The organism is Kitasatospora xanthocidica, assembly GCF_014656195.1.
Classification (GTDB): Bacteria; Actinomycetota; Actinomycetes; order Streptomycetales; family Streptomycetaceae; genus Kitasatospora; species Kitasatospora xanthocidica.
This window is the reverse complement of the sequence record NZ_BNBY01000008.1, coordinates 335,253-353,193: the sequence shown is the minus strand read 5'-3', so window position 1 is coordinate 353,193 and position 17,941 is coordinate 335,253. Positions and strand designations below refer to the sequence as shown.

Genomic DNA, 17,941 nt, shown 5'->3' with positions numbered 1-17,941 from the left:
TGACAACCATAGTTACCGCATCCGCCTTTGACAACCAAAGTTACCGCCGGAATCGGTCCAACCCGAACGACGAGCCGGCAACCGGCCGCTCGGGGGCGAACGGGACGCCCGAGGCGAGCCCGCGCAGGCCGACCACCAGCGCCTCCCCCAGGAAGCCGACCCCGATCGACAGCTGGACCGGGCGGGCGTCCGGAGCCAGGCCGTTGCGCCCGGCGAGCGCGGCGAATCCGGCCATCACCGCCAGCGAGACCGCCGCCACCAGGAAGGTCCGGCCGGTGTAGCGCTGCCACAGCACCCCCTCGCGCTCGTAGACCCGGATGGTGGTGCCGCGCGCCACGCCCAGTGCGACGCCGAGCACGGCACCCGCGGCCACCCAGGCGTAGTCGCCCGCGCCGAGACCGTGCCGCTGCCACAGCGCCCACAGGCCGAGGCCGGTGAGCACCACCGGCGGAGCGCAGAGGTCGCGGACGTTCAGCGGTTCCCCGCGCAGCCTGCGGACCACCACCACGACGATCACGGCGACGACCAGCGTCACGTACACCCAGCTGCTCATTCCTGCCCCCGATTTTTATAGCTCGACTGTGCTAAATCAGCAATTTAGCTCACCCGTGCTATAACGGCAACATGCCGAAGATCGTCGACCCCGTGGAACGCCGCCAGGCCGTCGCCGACGCCGTGCTGCGCGTCGCGGCCCGGGAGGGCCTGGAACACGCCTCGCTGCGCAACGTCGCCGAGGAGGCCGGGCTCGCGATCGGCTCGGTGCGGCACTACTTCGCCGGCGGCTCCGAGTTGATGATCTTCGCGATGCAGGAGCTGGCCCGCCGGATCGACACCCGCATCCGCGCCCACGCCCACACCCTGCTCGACCCGGCCCCGGCCCCCGGCACCGACCGCCGCGAACAGACCACGCGCCTGCTCGCCGAGATCCTCCCGCTGGACACCGCGCGCCGGGAGGAGTCCGCGCTCTGGCTCTCCTTCGTCACCGCCGCCCGCACCCGCCCCGAACTCCGGCCCCGCGCCGCCGAGATGCAGACCGGCCTGGACGCGCTGGTCCGACGCGTCCTGGCCGAAGCCGTCCGCGCCGGCGGCCTCGCCCCCGGGCTGGACCTCGACATCGAGACCCGCCGGCTCTCCGCCCTGCTGGACGGCCTCACCCTGCAAGCCGTCCAGCACCCCGCCCTGGTCGGCCCGGACGAGCTGCGCGCGGTGCTCCGCCGCCACCTCGACACCCTGGCCGCGCCGAGCTCCTGACACCGCGCCAACACCCCGGCCACAATGGCGCGATGACCCTCACCACCGCCGAGGCGGACAAGCTCCTGGCCGACCACTTCGCCCCCTGGGTGCAGGCTCTCGGGCTGGCCGCCGTCGAGACCGGCGAACAGCACGCCGTCCTGCGCCTGCCCTGGTCCGACCGGCTCGCCCGGGAGGGCGGCGGACTCTCCGGCCAGGCCCTGATGGCCGCCGCCGACACGGCCTGCGTGATCGCCCTCTCGGCGGCCCGCGGCGGCTTCGGCCCGATGACCACCGTCCAGCAGTCCACCACCTTCCAGCGCGCGGTCCTCGCCCAGGACGTCCTGGTGCACGCCCGGATCACCAAGCTCGGCCGCCGGATCGCCTTCCTCGACATCACCCTCACCCCCGAGGGCGCCGAGGAGCCCGCCGCCCACGCCACCACCGTCTACGCCCTGGGGTGACCGGGGCCGCCCGCGCCCCCCGCCCCCGCCGCGCGGTCGTGGCCCCCGCCCGGCGGGGGCGGGGGCCACGGACCACGTGCGTGCGTGCGGACTCAGCTCACGTCGGCCTTCGCCGGCGCCTCCTCCGCGCAGACCGCCGACACGAACTCGGCCAGCCTGGTCTGCGGCAGGCCGCGCGCGATGTCCGCCTCACTGATCATGCCGACCAGCTTGTGCTCGGGGTGGTTGATCACCGGCAGCCTGCGCACCTGGTACTGCTCCATCACCCGCAGCACCTGCTCGCAGTCCTCGTCGGCCTCCACCGTCATCGGCCGCCCCTGGGCCAGCTCGCCCGCCGTCACCGACGCCGGGTCACGGCCCTCGGCGACGCAGCGCAGCACGATGTCGCGGTCGGTCACGATGCCCAGCAGCTTGTCGCCCGGCCCGCAGATGGGCAGGGCGCCCACGTCGCGTTCCCGCATGATCCGGGCGGCGGCGGCGAGCGTCTCGTGCTCGCGGATGCACTCCGCGCCCGGGTGCATGATGTCGCTGGCTCTGGTCATGGTCCGCCTCCTGACCTGGCTTCCTCTGTCCATCCTGAGCCGGGCCGGTGCCCCACGCCACCGGGCGGCCGCTCAGCGCTCCGCGTCGGCCGGAGCGCCCGCCGCCCCGCGCTCGGCCCGTCCGTCCGGCGAGTCCGACGAGCCCGGCGAGCCCGGCCCGTCCAGCGGCGTCTGCCCCAACAATTCCTCCAAGGGCGGCAGTTCGTGCCGGGGCGGCTCCTGGTCGATTTCCTCTCCGGGGATCTCCCCGCTCTCCACCGCCTCCTCCACGGCCTTCGCCCCGGCGGCGACCGCCGCGGCCGCCAGCAGGTTCCGCTGCTGGACCTCGGTCGCGCTGTCCAGGAAGCGCAGCAGCTCCACCGGGAAGGGCAGCACCAGCGTCGAGTTCTTCTCCGCCGCCACCTCCACCACGGTCTGCAGCAGCCGCAGCTGCAGCGCGGCCGGGGTCGCGCTCATCACCGCCGCGGCCTCCGACAGCCGCGACGAAGCCTGGAACTCACCGTCCGCGGTGATGATCCGCGCGCGCCGCTCCCGCTCGGCCTCGGCCTGCCTGGCGATCGAGCGCTTCATCGACTCCGGCAGCGCGACGTCCTTGATCTCCACCCGGTCGATCTCGATGCCCCACCCGAGGGCCGGGCTGTCGATCATCAACTCCAGCCCCTGGTTGATCGGTTCGCGGTTGGCCAGCAGGTCGTCCAGCTCGCTCTTGCCGATGATCGACCGCAGCGAGGTCTGCGCGACCTGGGAGATCGCGAAGTTGTAGTCCTGCACGTTGACCGTCGCCTTCACCGGGTCCTCCACCCGGAAGTAGACCACCGCGTCCACCCGCACCGTGACGTTGTCCCGGGTGATGCCCTCCTGTGCCGGGATCGGCATCGTCACGATCTGCACGTTCACCCTGCGCAGCCGGTCCGCGACCGGCATCAGCGCCACCAGCCCGGGCTCGCGCACCTCGTCCCGCACCTTCCCGAAGCGGAACACCACGCCCTTCTGGAACTGCTGGACCACCCTGAGGCTCATGGCCGCCCACAGCGCCCCCAGCCCGGCCAGCCCCCCGAGCGCCCCCAGCACCGCATCGACGATCATCGCGGCCTCCTCGCGGCCCGCACGCACCGGCGCGCCCGGCCACCACCGGCCCGCCGGGCCGGGGGCCGCCGGAGCAACCGCCTCCACGCTACGTCTGCCCGGCCACGACCGGGTCGAACCGGAACAGAACGGCACGAAATCCCCGACGCCCGGGACACCCCCAGGGCCCTAGGATCGGGCCATGCCGACCGTGGCCGCCCCGCAGTCCCCCGCCGACGACCCCGGCGACCCCCGCCACCCCGCCGCGGCCGCCGCCCGCGCCGACGGACTCGCCGCACTGGACCGCGTGGTCACCGGCTGCCGGGCCTGCCCCCGCCTCGTCGAATGGCGCGAGGAGACCGCCCGCACCAAGCGCCGCGCCTACCAGGACTGGGACTACTGGGCCCGGCCGATCCCCGGTTTCGGCCCGCCCGACGCCCCGCTCGTCCTGGTCGGTCTCGCCCCCGCCGCCCACGGCGCCAACCGCACCGGCCGGATCTTCACCGGCGACCCCTCCGGCGACCTGCTCTACGCGGCCCTCCACGACCTCGGGCTCGCCAACCGCCCCGAATCCGTCCGCCACGGCGACGGCCTGGAACTGTACGGCGTACGGATCACCGACCCGGTCCGCTGCGCCCCGCCCGACAACAAGCCCAGCACCGCCGAACGCGACACCTGCCGACCCTGGATCACCCGCGAACTGCGGCTGCTGCGCCCCACCGTACGGACCGTGGTCGCCCTCGGCGGCTTCGCCTGGCAGGCCCTGCTCCCGGTGATCGCGGACGCCGGCTGGCAGGTACCCCGCCCCCGCCCCGCCTTCGGCCACGCCGCCTCGGCCGTCCTCCCCGCCCACGACGGCGGCCCCCCGCTGCGGCTCTACGGCTGCTACCACGTCAGCCCGCGCAACACGAACACCGGCCGCCTGACCACCACGATGCTCCACGCCCTGCTTCGCGACGCGGCCCGCTCGGCGGGGCTCAGCCCCCGGTAGCCGGCCCTCGGCCGACTTCAGTCGAAGCGGCGGGTGGCCGCGATCCCCCCGTCCACCGGCAGCGTCACCCCCGCGACGTACGACGCCCGGTCGCTCAGCAGCCAGGCCGCCGCCTCGGCCACCTCCACGTCCGCACCCGCCCGGCCCAGCGGGGTGGACCGCTCCACCAGCGCGCCGAACTCCGGGCCCGCCGCGAAGAACGGCTCCGTCCCCGGGGTGCGCACCACCCCGGGCGCGACGGCGTTGACCCGGATACCGTACCGGGCGTAGTCGGCGGTGGCCGCCTTGACCAGGCCGGTCAGGCCGTGCTTGGCGGCCTGCTGGGCGCCGTCGCCGAATCCCCCGACCAGGGCGCCCACCCCGGAGTTGAGCACCACCGCGCCACCGCGCCCGGCCGCCGCCATCACCCGCAGCTGGGCTCGCAGGCAGAGCCAGCTGCCCCGCAGGTTGAGCGCGTGGGCGTCGTCCCACTCCGCCTCCGAACGCTCGGCGAGCGGGACGGGCACCGCACCGTTGCCCGCGTTGTCGAAGGCCGCGTCCAGCCGGCCGAAGGCCTCCAGCGCGGCGGCCACCGTACGTTCGGCACCGGCGGCGGTGGTCAGGTCGGCGGCGACCGCCACCGCCTCGGCACCGGTGGCGGTCAGCTCGGTGGCCAGCGCCTCCACCTCGGGCGCGGAGCGGGCGGCGAGCACCAGCAGCGCGCCCTCCCGGGCGAACAGCCGGGCGGCGGCCGCGCCGATGCCACGGCCGGCCCCGGTGACGATCGTGACCTTGTCGTCGAGAAGTCCCATGCGGCGAGCCTGCCGCCGCGGCCGGCGGCCCACCAGCGGCCGGGCGTTCCCCGGGAACGGCCTGCCGGGGACAGCCAGGTCCTGGCTTGATCCGGCCCGGCTGTGGCAGCGTGGCGCGCATGCCCGAGACACCGCTGGGCGCCTTCCTGCGCGCCCGCCGCGCCCGACTCGTGCCCGCCGACGCGGGCCTGCCGACCGCCGGGCGCCGCCGTACACCCGGGCTGCGCCGCGAGGAGGTCGCCGCCCGCGCCGGGATCTCCGCCGACTACTACGCGCGCCTGGAGCAGGGCCGCCAGCGGGTACCCACCGGACCCGTCCTCGACGGCCTCGCCGAGGCCCTGCAGCTCGCCGGGCCCGAACGCGCCTACCTGCACCGCCTGGCCGCCCGGCAGGGCCGACCGGCTCCGCCGCCCGCCGAACCCCCGGCCCTCCCGGCGACCACCCTCGCCCTGCTGGACACCCTGGACGCCGCCCCGGCCTTCGTCACCGGCCCCACCTTCGACCTGCTGGCCTGGAACCCCGCCGCGGCCCTGCTGATGGCCCGGCCGGACCGGCGGCCGCCGCACGAACGCAACCTGCTCTGGCAGGTGTTCTGCTGCCCGCACCGGGACCGCTCCGAGGGCAACGTCGCCGCCGACGGCTCGATCGGGGCCGACCTGGTCGCCTCGCTGCGCGCCCACCACGCCGACCGGCCCCGCGACCGCGCCCTCCTCGCACTGGTCCGGCGGCTGTCCGACGACAGCCCCGCCTTCGCCGCCCTCTGGGACCGCCACCGGGCCGCCCCACCCCGCCCCGGCCGCCTCCACATCCGCCACCCCGACCTGGCCACCGGGGTCCTGGACTACACCGTGCTCCCCCTCCCCGAGGAGGGCCGCCACGTCTTCGCTTTCCTCGCCCCACCCGACAGCCCCGCCCGCCGAGCCTTCGCCACCGCCCGCCCCCCGGACACCCCACCGCCGCACCCGTAGCCGCGTCCGGGCGCCCGCTCCTCCCGACCGGAGCACGGCCCCGCCCCCGGGCCGGGCGCCCTACCCGAACCGCGCCAGCGTCCGCTTGCCCGCCTGCTGCCACACGCTCGGCAGGCGCTCGCGGGCGGCCTGCTCCGCGGCGAGCTGGCGGCCGTACAGGGCGCCGTAGCCGAAGGGCTCGGCGGCGGCCACCGGCTGGGCGGCGAGGGTGGCGGCGGCGACCACGGCGTCCTGGTGCTCGCCGAGGACCTCCTGGACGGCCTTCATCCGCGCCGCGTAGCGCTCGGCCGGGCCGCCGGCCACCGGGGTGGCGGTCTCGCCGGTGTAGCGGGCGCGTTTGGCGGCCTTGCGGGCCTCGTGCAGGGCGTGGTCGCGGTCCTCGGGGCCGGCGGCGAGGGCCACCCGGACGCGGTCGGCCGTGCGGCGCTGCTCGCGGGCGGCGACGCGGGACAGTTCGGGGAGGGCGGGACGGGCGGCGCGGTGGCGCAGCGGCGGGTCGGCGAGGAGGGCGGTGAGGGCCTCGCCGAGGGCGCGGCGGCGGGGGCTGTCGAGGGCGGCGACCACCTCGGGCCGGACCCGGTGGTACTCGGCCTCGCCCCAGCGTTCCAGGGCGGCGGCGACCCGCTCCGGCCCGCACTCGGCGGGCAGCTCCCGGGCCTGGGCGGCGAGCCGGGCGGCCAGCACCTCGAGGTCGCGCGCGCCGCCGAGGGCGCCGGCCAGCCAGCGCAGCTCGGCGACCAGGTGCTCCGTCGTGCCGGGGGCGAACAGCCGCCGGAAGGTCCGCAGGGCGCTGCGCAGCCGCCGGCAGGCGACCCGCATCCGGTGCACCGCGTCCGGTTCGTCGGCCCGGACGGCGTCGTCCAGTCCGGCCAGCACCTCCGCCTGGGCCTCGATCCGGGCCATCAGGACCTGGCCGACGGTGGTCTCGGGTTTCGCCATGCGCGTCCATCCCCTCGTCGGGGTCGCCGGGAACGCTTCCAGGCTAGGTCCTATCCGGCGACTGTCGACCCCGCCTCCGGCCCCGGTTCCGATCCCACCTCTGCTCCCACCTCCAGTCCCGCCTCCAGCCCCGGCTCCGTCCCCGCCTCCCCCTGAGGGCGCGTCAGCCGGAAGCGCAAGGGTCCATGCGCCCTCGTGCCGGGTGTGAGCGTCATGGCATACTCCGGAGCGTGACGACCTCCACCCATGCGACCAGGGCCCTGCGGGCCGCGGTGTTCACCGCGCTCGCCGTGCCGATGGCCGCCTTGGGGCAGGTGGTCATCACGGGCCGCCCGTTGCCGCTGTCGCTGGTGGCCTCGGCGTGCGCCGTCGTCTTCCTGGTCGCCTCCGTGGTGGCCGGCGGGGAGCGGCGGATGCTGCACATCTCCGCCGTGATGGTGCCGGTCGAGCTTCTGCTCAACACCACGTTCAACCTGGGCCAGACCGGCTGTGGGCCGGTGTTCTCCGGGCAGGTCCCCGCGCGCGGGGTGAACCTGCTGGTCTGCGGCGGCGGTTCGGTGGACGGCTCGTTGCTCTCGGGCCCGCTGGGTCACGCCGGGCAGTTGGCGCCGGCGCTGACCCAACTGCTGCTCCTGCTGGTGCACCTGGTGATCGCGCTGGCCGCCGCCGCCTGGCTGCGGCTGGGTGACTCGGCGCTGTCGGGCCTGGCCCGGGCGCTGCGCGCGCTGCGCGAGTCGCTGGGGCGGCCGCTGCGCGCCCTGCTCGTCCTGCTGGTCCCGGCCCCGGAGCGCCCGGTGCTGCGGGTGCCGCTGCCGGTGTCGGACCGGGTGCGGCCGCGCCGCGAGGACGTGGTGCTGAGCCCGGCGCCGCGCCGCGGCCCGCCGGCCTTCGCGCCTGCCTGCTGACCCCTTCCGTACCGGGCTTTCCCCCGTACGCCGGTCATTTCCGTACCCCGCCGGTCCTCGGCCCCGGTGCGCCCGCAGGCAGTGCGCACGACTCCCGCGTTCCCCGACCCCGCCGCACCCGGTGCGGTTTCCCGCGCGCTCCCGCGCGCCGCGTACAGGAGTTGACTTCCCATGGCTCAGGCCCCCAGCAAGCAGCAGGACAAGCGCGTCAGTGCCCGTGAGCGGATCCAGGAGGCGCAGCGCCGCGAGCAGCAGTCCGCCAAGCGCCGTCAGCGGATCGTGGTGACGGTCTCGGCCGTCGCCGTGCTCGCCCTCGCGGGCGGTGCCGCCGTCGCCGTCAACTCGGCCTCGGGCAAGAGCGACAAGGCCGCCGCGGCGGCCACCTCGGCGCCGCTGGTCGTGCCGGCGAACGCCGGCGGCCCGAACGGCACGGTGATCACCTACGGCAAGGCCGACGCCCCGCACACCATGGAGGTCTACGAGGACTTCCGCTGCCCGATCTGCAAGCACTTCGAGGCGGCGAACGGCGAGACGGTCAAGAAGCTCACCGAGGACGGGCAGATCAAGGTGGAGTTCCACCTGGCGGCCTTCCTGGACAAGAACCTCGGCGGCAAGGGCTCGCGCACCGCGCTGGCCGCCGTCGGCGCCGCGCTGAACGAGGGCGTGGACAAGTTCAAGCAGTTCCACGACGTGCTGTACGCCAACCAGCCCGACGAGCGCGAGGACGGCTTCGGCGACGTCGACCACCTGCTGGACCTGGCCGGCCAGGTGCCCGGGCTGAAGACGGACGCCTTCGTGAAGGCGGTCAAGGACCGGACTTACGCGCCGTGGGCGGCGAAGGTCGCCGACGCGTTCAACGACAGCGGGGTGACCGGTACCCCGACGGTGAAGGTGGACGGCAAGCCGGTGACGCTGTTCGCCGGCAAGGCCGTGGTCTCGCCGGAGCAGTTCACCGCGCAGGTCAAGCAGGCCGCCGGCCTCCAGTAGCCAGGCCCTTTCCCCCGCACCGCACGGCACCACCGGTCCGGCCGAACTCCCGGCCGGGCCGGCTCCTCCCAGCCAGCCACCGGAGTGTGCTGCCATGTCCGCCGCTACCACCGTGCACCTGTCCCGTCCCGCTCCCGACGCCGCCGGCCGGGCCCCGATCGGGGCGGGCCGGGCCTACGCGTTCCTGCTGTTCCTCGGCGGGCTGGTCGGGCTGGCCGCCTCGGCCGTCCTGACCTTCGACAAGCTCCGCATCCTGGAGAACCCCTCCTACGTCCCCAGCTGCAACATCAATCCGATCATCAGCTGCGGCTCGGTGATGCGGACCGAGCAGGCGGAGGTCTTCGGCTTCCCGAACCCGCTGCTGGGCCTGGCCGCGTTCGGCGCGCTGGCGGCGATCGGGGCGGGCCTGCTGTCGGGCGCCGCGTACCGGCGCTGGTTCTGGCTGGGCCTGCACGCGGGCACCGCGCTGGGTGTGGTGTTCGTGCACTGGCTGATCGGCCAGGCGCTGTACGACATCGGTGCGCTGTGCCCGTACTGCATGGTGGTGTGGGTGACGGTGGTGGCGCTGTTCTGGTACACGACGCTGCACAACCTCCGTACGGGGGTGATCCCGGTGGGGCCCCGGCTGCGGGTGGTGGTCCGGGAGGCGGCGCGCTACCACTGGGCGCTGCCGGTGCTGTGGGCGGCGGTGATCGCGCTGCTGGTGCTCAACCGGTTCTGGTTCTACTGGAGCACGCTCCTCTGATCGTCCTGCCGCCCCTCACCCCACGTACCCCGCCGAGTGCAGCAGCGCGGCGGCGCCCGTCCGCCGGGCCTCCAGGGCCCCGGTGAGCCGACGCGCCGCGGCGGGGTGCAGCAGGGCGGCCGCCCGCGCGGGGGTGAACCAGCCGTGGTCGGCGATCTCCTCGGCCTGCAGCCGGACCGCCGCGCCGGCGGGGACCGTCCCGCCGTCGAACATGAACTGCACGGCCGGGTGGGCGTGTTCGCCCTGGTCGGGGATGGCGTCGCGCCACTCCACCACGAGCAGCCGCAGGCGCCCGGCGGCCAGCCCCGTCTCCTCGCGCAGCTCCCGCGCCGCGCACTGAGCGGGCGCCTCTCCCGGGTCCATCCCGCCGCCGGGGAACTGCCACTGGTCGCGGTAACTGGCCTTGAGCAGCAGGACCTTGCCGGACTCGTCGGTGAGCAGCACGCTGCAGCCGACGTAGGCGCGCACCATCCGGGCGAGCCACTCCTCCTCCGAGAGTGTCCAGGTGTCCGTCATCGCGCCTCCTCCGCCGGGTGCCGTCCGTCGAGGACAATCTGCCGCGATCTCCGCACCGCAAACGGTGGTTCGCACCCGATCACCCGAACGAGTGCCGCCCGCTCCTCACCCGAACACCAGCCGCCGGTAGGCGTTGCGCAGATCGGTCAGCGGCTGGGTGACCCGGTCGTGGTGGACCTTGTTGGTGAGCAGCAGCGCCCAGCGGCCGAGCCGCCGGGAGACCCAGAAGCCGGTGCCGGTGAAGCCGTAGTGGACGAAGGTGCCCTCGGCCGGCTCGGTGCCGGGGGCGTACAGCCAGGACAGGCCGCGGGCGGGCCGCAGGCCGCCGGTCTGCTCGCGCAGCGATTCCTCGGTCCACGCCCCGCCCCACGGCGGCCCGGGCGGCGGGGCGAGCACCGCGGTGAGGAAGCGGGCGAGGTCCCGGGCGGTGGAGAAGGCCCCGGCGTTGCCGGAGACGCCGCCGAGCAGCCGGGCGGAGGGGTCGTGGACGACGCCGCGCAGGTGCCCGCCGGCCCGTTCGTCGTACTCGGTGGGCGCCGTGCGGTCGAGGAGCGCGGCGTCGAGCGGCCCGTACCGGGTGTCGGCCATGCCGAGCGGCCGCCAGGTCCAGCGCGCGGCGAGGACGTCCAGCGGGGCGCCGCCGAGGTCCTCCACGAGGTAGGTGAGCAGCACGGCGGCGCGGTCGGTGTACTCGACGGCCGTGCCGGGCGGACGGTGCAGCGGCGCGGCGAGCACCCCGGCCCGGATCGCCGCGGGCTCGCGCCCGTAGAGCCGCTCGAAGCGGGTGTACGGCGGCATCCCGGCGGTGTGGGCGAGCAGCTGCCGGGCGGTGACCGCACCGGTCGGGCGGCCGGCGGCCGGGGGCCACCAGCGGCCGAGCGGCTCGTCCAGCGGCAGCCGCCCGGACCGCCACAGCACCCCGGCGCAGGGCCAGAGCGCGACGATCTTGGTCAGGCTGGCGAGGTCGTACCGGGTGTCCGGTCCGGGCGTGAGCCGCGCGTACGGGCCCTGCCCGAGCACGCCGTGGCTGCCGCCGCCTAGGGTGCCCCCGGCGTCGCCGACGGCCCAGACGGCGCCCGCGCCGACGGTGCGCACGCCCGCGCGGACCAGCCGGTCCAGCTCCCCTCCCGGCGCGGCCAGGGCGGGGAGCCGGTCGGCTCCGGGTGCTCGGTGGCTCATCCCGTCCCCCAGGACGCGGCTGTCAGGGCGACGGGAGCCTACCCGGCGGGGCGGCCGATCAGACCGTCACGAGCTCCTTGCCGAGGCAGACGGCCAGCGGGTGCTCCTTGTAGTAGCCGAACTTCCGGATCGCCGTGTAGCCCTCGGACTTGTAGAGCGCGATGGCCTCGGGCTGCTGGGTGCCGGTCTCCAGGATGAACCGGGTGCGCCCGGCCTCGACGGCGGTCTGCTCCAGGCGGCGCAGCACCGCCCGGGCCAGGCCGCGGCCGCGGGCGTCCGGGACCACGAACATCCGCTTGAGCTCGGCGTCGCCCTCGCGCAGCTCGTCCGCGCCGCCGGCCTCCTTGGCCCGCCAGCCGCCGCAGGCGACCGGGCGGCCGTCCAGGTAGGCGATCAGGAACAGCCCGGCGGGTGCCTCGAAGTCCTCGGCACTCATCTCGGTGAAGTCCGGGTCGCCGTAGCGGCGGACGTACTCCTGCTGCACCTCCGCCGACAGGGCCTGGGCGTCGGGGTGGGCGTAGCCGGTGATGTGGAACTCGACGGTGGCGGTGGTGTCCATGGTCGAAAAGCCTACGATCTCCGCTCAGCGGGCCTCGAACCGGGCGACCAGCTCGTCCTTGCCGAACATCCGGGCGGTGTCGACGGCGTTCGGGGTGCCGGCCTGCGGGTCGGCGCCGCCGGCCAGCAGGGCGGCCAGCACGTCGTCGGCGCCCTTGAAGACGGCGCCGGCCAGCGGGGTCTGGCCGCGGTCGTTGGCGAGGTTCGGGTCGGCGCCGCGCTGGAGCAGGGCCTCCACGGTGGCGGCGTGGCCGTGGTACGCGGCCAGCATGACGAGGGTGTCGCCACGGTCGTTGGTGAGGTCGGCCGGGGCGCCGGCGTCCAGGTAGGCGGCCAGGGTGTCGGTCTCCCCGGCGCGGGCGGCGTCGAAGAGCTTCCCGGCCAGCGCGATCACCTCGGCGTCGGGGGCGTCGGCGGGCTGCTGGCTGGCGGCGTCGGTCATGGCGGGCGGCCTTTCCGGTCGGTTCGTCGGGTGGTCACGGGCTGCGCCCAGGGCACGGTAGCGGCCGGCGCCGGAGCGGGCCAGCCGGTGTCCGTGATCCGGATGACGGCCCGGAACGGCCACGACACGCGGCCACGCGGGTTGCGCGGCCATTCGAGCGAACTTCCCGGACCCCCCGGAAACTTCCCGCCCACCCCCCGGGAATGCCTCGACGCACCGAATCCCCCCGGTGACCGGCCCCGTACCGGCCGGTTCGCATACCGCCGTCCGGCGTCCGGAACGGCATCGAACGGCAGAACCACCCATTTGCGCCGTTCCATCATCTATTACTTTTTGTCACGATTGGTGCACTTTACGTAACACCCCCACCCCCGCTTGTCCCCCCTCCCGAGGAGCGGATCGTGATCCTCTCGATTTCCGGCATCGTCCTGTTCGGCACCATCGCCTTTCTCTTCTTCCGCAGAGACGGACTGAAGGTCTCCCACGCCATCGTCTGCGCTCTCCTCGGCTTCTACATCGCCGGCTCGTCCATCGCCCCCAGCATCACCGCGGGCGGCGCCAGCCTCGCGAGCCTGCTCGGCGGCATCAGGTTCTAGCCGCACCCACTCCCCCGTACCGGCCCGGGCGCGGATCCCACCGCCCCGGGCCCCGTCGTACCCCACCGCCGCACCCGCCCGTCCCGCTCCTCCCACCCGTCCCACCCGTCCCACCCGTCCCACTCGCCCGGGGAGTCAAGGAATGCCGCTCCACCGCCACCTCAGCAAGGGCCGCGAGATCGCCCGGACCGCCGGGGACCACGCCTCCGACATGTTCGCCCCGGTCTCCGTCATCGGCCGCGGCCTGCGCCACCACGTCGCCTGGGCCAAGGGCCGCTGGCACTCCACCCCGAAGGAGCGCCGCGGCCCGACGGTCTTCCTGACCGCCGCGCTGCTGGTCGGCGTCTACCTGCTGCCGCACGGCCTGCTGTTCGCCCTGATCGCCCTGATGGCCAGCGCCGCCTGGGCCGGCCGGTCCCCCAAGGCGCCACCCGCCCCGGCCGCGCCCGACGTCGCCGACGTCAAGCTCGGCGCCCTCTACGCCGCGCTCACCCCGTACCTGTGCGGCCCCGAGGACGCCAACCCGCTCTACCACTTCGAGGGCAGCTACAAGAACGCCTTCACCTCCTGGGAGTTCGACGGCGAGGGCCGGCTCTCCCGGCTGGAGCTGAGCTACCCGGCGTACTTCACCGACACCGAGCCCGCCGCCCGGGCCCGGATCGAGCAGGTCGTCCAGGGCAAGGCCGGGCGGGCCCGGGAGTACCGCTTCGACTGGGACGAGGAGTCCAACCGGCTGCTGATCGCCGCGCTCGCCCCGCTGCCCGCCGACCTCGTCGCCCAGCGCTTCGTGGCCGCCCCCGGCGAGATCGTGCTGGGCTTCACCGACGAGGACGGCACCGCCCGGACCATCCCGGTCACCCGGGGCGGCACCACCGTCCAGCAGCCGCCCGTGGTCTGGCGCACCGGCCCGCGCTCCTCCGAGCCCCACCTGCTGGCGCTCGGCGTCACCGGCTACGGCACCTCCAGCCTGCTCCGCTCGATCGCGCTGCAGGCCCTCCCGTACGCCGACCTGGTGGTCGTCGACGGCGCGGGCACCGGGGAGCACGCCTGCCTGGTGAACCGGCCCGGCGTGCACACCGTGGAGACCAGCCTGCGCGGCGCGCTGGCCGCGCTGGAGTGGTCCGTCCAGGAGACCGAGCGCCGGCTCACCGCGCTCAACGCCGCCCGGCGGGCCGGCTCCGCGCCGCCCGAGGACGTCACCCGGCCGCTCTGGCTGCTGCTCGACCACCCGACCGAGCTGAGCGAGCTCGCCCAGGCCGAGGGCCGCCCGGACCCGCAGGACCTGCTGGAGCTCCCGCTGCGGCACGGCCGGGCCGCCCGGGTCACCGTGGTGATCGCCGACGACATCGAGGCCCGGGACCGGATCACCCCGACCGTCCGCGCCACCACCCGGGCCCGCGTGCTGCTCGGCCCGGCCGGGCCGGACGAGGGCCGCGCCGCGCTCGGCGCGCCGCTGGACATCGTGCCCGCCGCGCACGCGCCGGCCGGCCGCGGCTACGCCCGGATCGGCAACGGCGCCCCGGTCCGGCTGCAGGTGCCCGCCACCGTCGACCCGCTGGACGACGAGGCCCCGGCCCAGCTGCGGGACGCGGTGATCGCCCTGCTGCCGCACCGCGACACCCGCACCGAGGCGGCCGCCGGCGTCCCGCCCCGCCCGGAGCGCCCGCCGGTGGCCGCACCGGCCGAGCCGGCCCCGCGGACCCGCCCGGTCGACCTCGCCAAGGGCGAGCCGATGATCCGCTCACGTCCCATCTCCTGACCGGCCTCCCGGCTCCGGGCCGGGGTCGGCTGAAGCCTCCGGAACCCGTCCCGGTACGCTCGTCACAGAAAGTCCGCACGATCACCAGATGTGAAATAGGTGACACCCGGGGTGATATCACCGGCCAGATGTGACAAATCGGGCGCAGGTGGGTACAAACAGGGGCGGCACAACAGACGACGCATGTCCCGGGACGGGAATCTTCGTCGGAAGCCGAGCGTTGACCGAACGACGAAGAACAGCGACCACTAGTCCTGTGGGCCATAAGCCCGGGAGGCACGATTCATGAGCGAGCGAGCTCTCCGCGGCACGCGACTCGGGGCCACTAGCTACGAGACCGACCGCGGTATCGATCTGGCTCCCCGCCAGACCGTCGAGTACGCATGTCAGAACGGACACCGATTCGAGGTTCCTTTCTCGGTCGAGGCGGAGATCCCCGCGACCTGGGAATGTCGCTTCTGTGGCCAGGAGGCAGCGCTTCTCGACGGCGACGAGCCGGAAGAGAAGAAGACCAAGCCGACGCGCACCCATTGGGACATGCTGATGGAGCGCCGGACGCGCGAGGAGTTGGAGGAGGTGCTGGCCGAACGGCTGGCCGTGCTCCGCTCCGGCGGGATGAACCTCGCGGTACACCCGCGGGACACCCGTAAGAGCGCCTGACCTCGCTCCCGCCCCGTGCGGGAGGACGCGAAAAGGGACCCTGGTTTCCAGGGTCCCTTTCGCGTTGTCCGGTCCCGGCGCGGCCGTCGCCCCCGGTGGCGCACGGCCGACCGGGCGACGGCCGACCGGGGGGGTCGGCGTCGCCCGGTGGACGGGTGGCGGTTCGGTGACCGGTGTCGGTCGGTGGTGTCAGCCGGTGATCGGCGGGCGGTAGGTGGTGTCCGGGCCCTGCGGGCCGCGCGGGCCGGCCCCGGGCTCGACGACCTCGCCCTGGATCACCTTGCCGTCCGGGCGGTGGATGCGCATCTGCTCCTGCAGCCGCACGGCGTCCGCGAACGCGTCCGCGCCGACCGCCCCGGTGCTGCGGAGCGCCTTGTCGGCGAGCCGGCGCCCGGCCGCCCGCCAGAGCGCCCGGGTCGGCGGGAAGAGCAGGGTCAGGGCCACCAGGTCCGACAGGAAGCCGGGGACGATCAGCAGCACGCCCGCCAGCACCGTCATGCTGGTGCCCGTCTGCGGCTGCTCGGACTGCGGGTTCTTGCTCTGCTCGATCGCCGCCGACAGCGCCTTCAGCCCGGCCCGCTTGATCAGTGAGCCGCCGATCAGGGCGCCGGCGACGAGCAGCAGCAGGACGGTGAGACCGCCCAGCCACGAGCCGACCTGGACCAGCAGCCAGATCTCCAGCACCAGCCAGGCGGTCACCAGCAGCGGCAGCACCCGGCGGAGCCTGCCGCGCGGGGCCGGACGGGTGGGGGTAGCTTGCTGCGTCACGGTACGGATCCACTCCCAGCGGTGCTCTGCGCGCCGCACGGGAGGTCCGGGCCGGCTACGGCACCACCTGGTCCAACGAATCCCGCCCGGCCGGTGTTCCGGAGGCACCCTTGCGGCGGCGCCCGACCAGCACCGCGGCGGCGCAGGCCAGCAGGCCGCCGATCGCCAGCGTCCACTCCGGGGCGGCGCCGACCCGGTCGGCCACCGTGGTGCCGTCGCGCAGCGGGACGGTCGCCGACAGCTCGGCCGGGGTCAGCTCCTCGGTGCGCTGCTGGACGGTGCCGTCCGGGGAGATCACCGCGCTGATGCCGCTGGTGGCGGCGATCAGCACCGCCCGGCCGTGCTCGACCGCCCGCAGCCGGCTCATCGCGAGCTGCTGCTCGGGCTGGCCGGTCTTGGCGTAGGTCGCGTTGTTGGTCTGGACGACCAGGACCCGGGCGCCGCTGTCCACGGTGTCGCGGACGATCTCGTCGTAGGCCACCTCGAAGCAGATGACGTCGCCGATCCGGGCCGGGCCGAGCTGCATCACGCCGTTGTGGTCGCCGGGGTAGAAGTCCCGGGCGACCCGCTGGAGGCGGGTGATCACCTTCATCAGCTGGGCGCGGAAGGGCACGTACTCGCCGAACGGGACGGGGTGCTGCTTGGTGTAGGAGGCGCCGGGGCCGGTCTGCGGGTCCCAGACGATGCCCTCGTTCTGGACGTGCTGGGCGTCCGGGCCGTCCACCAGGGTGCCGACCAGGGTCGGCACGCCGATCGCCCGGACGGCCTCGTCGATCCGCTGACGGGCCAGCGGGTCGCTGAACGGGTCGAGGTCGGAGGAGTTCTCCGGCCAGATCACGACGTCCGGGCGCTCGACCTTGCCGGCCGCGATGTCGGCGGCGAGGCGCTCGGTGGCCGAGGCGTGGTTGTTGAGGACCATCATCGGGCGGCCCAGGAAGTCCATGCCCGGGTTGGGCACGTTGCCCTGGACGATCGCGACCTTCACGGTGTCGGCCGCGGCCGTCGGCACCGGGACGAGGTAGCCGGCCACCAGCGGGCCCACCGCGCCGAGCGCCGCCAGCGCGGCCGCCCCGGGAGCCTTGCGCGGCCCGCGCAGGCGCGGCACGGCCCAGGCGAGCAGGGCGCCGGACAGCGCCACCGCGAAGGTGACCAGCGGCGCGCCGCCGAGCGCGGCCAGCGGGGTGTACGGGGTGGCGGTGTTGGCGAAGGCGAGTCGGCCCCAGGGGAAGCCGCCGAGCGGCAGCCGGTCACGGGCCCACTCCTGGGTGATCCACAGGCAGGCCGCCCAGAGCGGCCAGGCCGGCAGCCGGGAGGTGACGGCCAGTGCGCCGCCGAGCAGGGCCAGGAACAGCGCCTCGACGACGGACAGGCCGATCGTGGCGTCCCAGCCGACCACCCGCAGCCAGCTGAGCAGCATCAGGAAGAACGGCAGGCCGAAGGCGAAGCCCGTCCACAGGCCCTGGCGGACGGTGCGGCCCCGGGTGAGCAGCGAGAGCGCGGCGACACCGAGCAGCGACAGCGGCCAGAGGTCGTACGGCGGGAAGGCGAGGGCGAGCAGCAGGCCGGCCAGGGCCGCCAGGCCGGTCCGGGGCAGCCCGGCGCGGACCTTGTTGAGGGCGCGGGCGCCCCGGCCCGGTCGGGGTGCCGGTTCCTGGGGCTCGGGCACGGTCCCCGACCGCTCCTGGGTGACGGGAATGGCCACCGGCGCACCATCTTCCTGGGGCTTGCTGTTCGGACGCTGTGCGAAGAAGGTACCCCGGAACATCGGTGGGACGTGAGGTGAGGGTGCCGGGGCCGGGGCCGACCCGTTCGGCCCCGTTCACCGGCCCCGTTCAG

At 75.0% G+C, this 17,941-nt stretch carries 21 protein-coding genes; 10 read left to right on the top strand and 11 right to left on the bottom strand.

What is annotated here, in order from left to right; all coding sequences use genetic code 11:
- Positions 1-40: 40 nt before the first annotated feature.
- Positions 41-553, bottom strand: coding sequence for a DUF1453 family protein (locus IE332_RS17840; RefSeq protein WP_189917226.1), 513 nt, complete (start codon positions 551-553; stop codon positions 41-43).
- Positions 554-624: 71 nt separating this feature from the next.
- Between IE332_RS17840 and IE332_RS17835 the strand changes: the two genes are divergently transcribed.
- On the top strand, positions 625-1,251 hold the full coding sequence (locus IE332_RS17835; RefSeq protein ID WP_189917224.1) for a TetR/AcrR family transcriptional regulator: 627 nt from the start codon (positions 625-627) through the stop codon (positions 1,249-1,251).
- A gap of 32 nt (positions 1,252-1,283) precedes the next feature.
- A complete protein-coding gene (locus tag IE332_RS17830; protein ID WP_189917222.1) occupies positions 1,284-1,694 on the top strand; it encodes a PaaI family thioesterase in 411 nt (136 codons plus the stop codon).
- A 92-nt stretch (positions 1,695-1,786) separates the two neighbouring features.
- Here the strand turns inward: IE332_RS17830 and IE332_RS17825 are convergent, their stop codons facing one another.
- Both IE332_RS17825 and IE332_RS17820 read right to left on the bottom strand, forming a co-directional pair.
- The gene (locus IE332_RS17825; protein ID WP_189917220.1) at positions 1,787-2,236 is read right to left on the bottom strand and encodes a CBS domain-containing protein; all 450 of its coding nucleotides are present in this window, start codon (positions 2,234-2,236) and stop codon (positions 1,787-1,789) included.
- 72 nt (positions 2,237-2,308) lie between these two features.
- Positions 2,309-3,319 (bottom strand): slipin family protein, encoded by a 1,011-nt coding sequence (locus tag IE332_RS17820; protein ID WP_373313754.1) that lies wholly within the window; start codon positions 3,317-3,319, stop codon positions 2,309-2,311.
- 184 nt (positions 3,320-3,503) lie between these two features.
- On the opposite strand from IE332_RS17820, the gene IE332_RS17815 reads away from it, so the two are divergent.
- Complete coding sequence (locus tag IE332_RS17815) at positions 3,504-4,292, top strand: uracil-DNA glycosylase (protein WP_189917218.1); 789 nt, start codon at positions 3,504-3,506, stop codon at positions 4,290-4,292.
- Positions 4,293-4,309: 17 nt separating this feature from the next.
- Here the strand turns inward: IE332_RS17815 and IE332_RS17810 are convergent, their stop codons facing one another.
- Positions 4,310-5,083 (bottom strand): SDR family NAD(P)-dependent oxidoreductase, encoded by a 774-nt coding sequence (locus tag IE332_RS17810; protein ID WP_189917216.1) that lies wholly within the window; start codon positions 5,081-5,083, stop codon positions 4,310-4,312.
- A 119-nt stretch (positions 5,084-5,202) separates the two neighbouring features.
- Here IE332_RS17810 and IE332_RS17805 point away from each other — a divergent pair, with 119 nt between their 5' ends.
- Entirely contained in the window at positions 5,203-6,051 is an 849-nt protein-coding gene (locus IE332_RS17805; protein WP_189917214.1) for a helix-turn-helix transcriptional regulator, read from the top strand.
- A gap of 60 nt (positions 6,052-6,111) precedes the next feature.
- Here IE332_RS17805 and IE332_RS17800 read toward each other — a convergent pair whose 3' ends face one another.
- Positions 6,112-6,990 carry a CHAD domain-containing protein gene (locus tag IE332_RS17800; RefSeq protein WP_189917212.1) on the bottom strand — a complete coding sequence of 293 codons (879 nt, stop codon included), beginning with the start codon at positions 6,988-6,990 and terminating at the stop codon, positions 6,112-6,114.
- Positions 6,991-7,220: 230 nt separating this feature from the next.
- Here IE332_RS17800 and IE332_RS17795 point away from each other — a divergent pair, with 230 nt between their 5' ends.
- From IE332_RS17795 to IE332_RS17785, 3 genes are all read left to right on the top strand, one after another.
- Entirely contained in the window at positions 7,221-7,895 is a 675-nt protein-coding gene (locus IE332_RS17795) for a hypothetical protein (RefSeq protein WP_189917210.1), read from the top strand.
- 171 nt (positions 7,896-8,066) lie between these two features.
- Positions 8,067-8,882 carry a DsbA family protein gene (locus IE332_RS17790; protein ID WP_189917208.1) on the top strand — a complete coding sequence of 272 codons (816 nt, stop codon included), beginning with the start codon at positions 8,067-8,069 and terminating at the stop codon, positions 8,880-8,882.
- A gap of 94 nt (positions 8,883-8,976) precedes the next feature.
- Entirely contained in the window at positions 8,977-9,627 is a 651-nt protein-coding gene (locus IE332_RS17785; RefSeq protein WP_189917206.1) for a vitamin K epoxide reductase family protein, read from the top strand.
- Between the two features lie 15 nt (positions 9,628-9,642).
- On the opposite strand, the gene IE332_RS17780 is transcribed toward IE332_RS17785, so the two are convergent.
- The 4 genes from IE332_RS17780 to IE332_RS17765 form a co-directional block, all read right to left on the bottom strand.
- The gene (locus tag IE332_RS17780) at positions 9,643-10,143 is read right to left on the bottom strand and encodes an NUDIX domain-containing protein (protein WP_189917204.1); all 501 of its coding nucleotides are present in this window, start codon (positions 10,141-10,143) and stop codon (positions 9,643-9,645) included.
- A gap of 105 nt (positions 10,144-10,248) precedes the next feature.
- A complete protein-coding gene (locus tag IE332_RS17775; protein WP_189917202.1) occupies positions 10,249-11,322 on the bottom strand; it encodes a serine hydrolase domain-containing protein in 1,074 nt (357 codons plus the stop codon).
- Between the two features lie 58 nt (positions 11,323-11,380).
- Entirely contained in the window at positions 11,381-11,881 is a 501-nt protein-coding gene (locus tag IE332_RS17770) for a GNAT family N-acetyltransferase (RefSeq protein WP_189917201.1), read from the bottom strand.
- Between the two features lie 24 nt (positions 11,882-11,905).
- Positions 11,906-12,322 (bottom strand): ankyrin repeat domain-containing protein, encoded by a 417-nt coding sequence (locus IE332_RS17765; RefSeq protein ID WP_189917199.1) that lies wholly within the window; start codon positions 12,320-12,322, stop codon positions 11,906-11,908.
- Between the two features lie 401 nt (positions 12,323-12,723).
- Between IE332_RS17765 and IE332_RS17760 the strand changes: the two genes are divergently transcribed.
- From IE332_RS17760 to IE332_RS17750, 3 genes are all read left to right on the top strand, one after another.
- Complete coding sequence (locus IE332_RS17760) at positions 12,724-12,918, top strand: hypothetical protein (RefSeq protein WP_189917198.1); 195 nt, start codon at positions 12,724-12,726, stop codon at positions 12,916-12,918.
- Between the two features lie 142 nt (positions 12,919-13,060).
- Entirely contained in the window at positions 13,061-14,677 is a 1,617-nt protein-coding gene (locus IE332_RS17755) for a P-loop NTPase family protein (RefSeq protein ID WP_189917197.1), read from the top strand.
- Between the two features lie 285 nt (positions 14,678-14,962).
- Positions 14,963-15,337 carry an RNA polymerase-binding protein RbpA gene (locus tag IE332_RS17750; RefSeq protein WP_031071348.1) on the top strand — a complete coding sequence of 125 codons (375 nt, stop codon included), beginning with the start codon at positions 14,963-14,965 and terminating at the stop codon, positions 15,335-15,337.
- A 189-nt stretch (positions 15,338-15,526) separates the two neighbouring features.
- Here the strand turns inward: IE332_RS17750 and fxsA are convergent, their stop codons facing one another.
- The gene (gene fxsA, locus IE332_RS17745; RefSeq protein ID WP_189917196.1) at positions 15,527-16,105 is read right to left on the bottom strand and encodes an FxsA family membrane protein; all 579 of its coding nucleotides are present in this window, start codon (positions 16,103-16,105) and stop codon (positions 15,527-15,529) included.
- 55 nt (positions 16,106-16,160) lie between these two features.
- Positions 16,161-17,870, bottom strand: a complete 1,710-nt coding sequence (lnt, locus tag IE332_RS17740) for an apolipoprotein N-acyltransferase (protein WP_189917195.1) — start codon at positions 17,868-17,870, stop codon at positions 16,161-16,163.
- Positions 17,871-17,941: the final 71 nt, after the last annotated feature.

Excerpts from the sequence above, each read along its gene's own strand:
- IE332_RS17800 (WP_189917212.1), bottom strand. The coding sequence starts at position 6,990 with ATGGCGAAACCCGAGACCACCGTCGGCCAGGTCCTGATGGCCCGGATC.
- lnt (WP_189917195.1), bottom strand. The coding sequence starts at position 17,870 with ATGTTCCGGGGTACCTTCTTCGCACAGCGTCCGAACAGCAAGCCCCAG.
- IE332_RS17840 (WP_189917226.1), bottom strand. The coding sequence starts at position 553 with ATGAGCAGCTGGGTGTACGTGACGCTGGTCGTCGCCGTGATCGTCGTG.
- IE332_RS17785 (WP_189917206.1), top strand. The coding sequence starts at position 8,977 with ATGTCCGCCGCTACCACCGTGCACCTGTCCCGTCCCGCTCCCGACGCC.
- IE332_RS17825 (WP_189917220.1), bottom strand. The coding sequence starts at position 2,236 with ATGACCAGAGCCAGCGACATCATGCACCCGGGCGCGGAGTGCATCCGC.
- IE332_RS17755 (WP_189917197.1), top strand. The coding sequence starts at position 13,061 with ATGCCGCTCCACCGCCACCTCAGCAAGGGCCGCGAGATCGCCCGGACC.
- IE332_RS17805 (WP_189917214.1), top strand. The coding sequence starts at position 5,203 with ATGCCCGAGACACCGCTGGGCGCCTTCCTGCGCGCCCGCCGCGCCCGA.
- IE332_RS17830 (WP_189917222.1), top strand. The coding sequence starts at position 1,284 with ATGACCCTCACCACCGCCGAGGCGGACAAGCTCCTGGCCGACCACTTC.
- IE332_RS17780 (WP_189917204.1), bottom strand. The coding sequence starts at position 10,143 with ATGACGGACACCTGGACACTCTCGGAGGAGGAGTGGCTCGCCCGGATG.
- IE332_RS17765 (WP_189917199.1), bottom strand. The coding sequence starts at position 12,322 with ATGACCGACGCCGCCAGCCAGCAGCCCGCCGACGCCCCCGACGCCGAG.
- IE332_RS17750 (WP_031071348.1), top strand. The coding sequence starts at position 14,963 with ATGAGCGAGCGAGCTCTCCGCGGCACGCGACTCGGGGCCACTAGCTAC.
- IE332_RS17790 (WP_189917208.1), top strand. The coding sequence starts at position 8,067 with ATGGCTCAGGCCCCCAGCAAGCAGCAGGACAAGCGCGTCAGTGCCCGT.
- IE332_RS17770 (WP_189917201.1), bottom strand. The coding sequence starts at position 11,881 with ATGGACACCACCGCCACCGTCGAGTTCCACATCACCGGCTACGCCCAC.
- IE332_RS17775 (WP_189917202.1), bottom strand. The coding sequence starts at position 11,322 with ATGAGCCACCGAGCACCCGGAGCCGACCGGCTCCCCGCCCTGGCCGCG.
- IE332_RS17835 (WP_189917224.1), top strand. The coding sequence starts at position 625 with ATGCCGAAGATCGTCGACCCCGTGGAACGCCGCCAGGCCGTCGCCGAC.
- IE332_RS17810 (WP_189917216.1), bottom strand. The coding sequence starts at position 5,083 with ATGGGACTTCTCGACGACAAGGTCACGATCGTCACCGGGGCCGGCCGT.
- IE332_RS17815 (WP_189917218.1), top strand. The coding sequence starts at position 3,504 with ATGCCGACCGTGGCCGCCCCGCAGTCCCCCGCCGACGACCCCGGCGAC.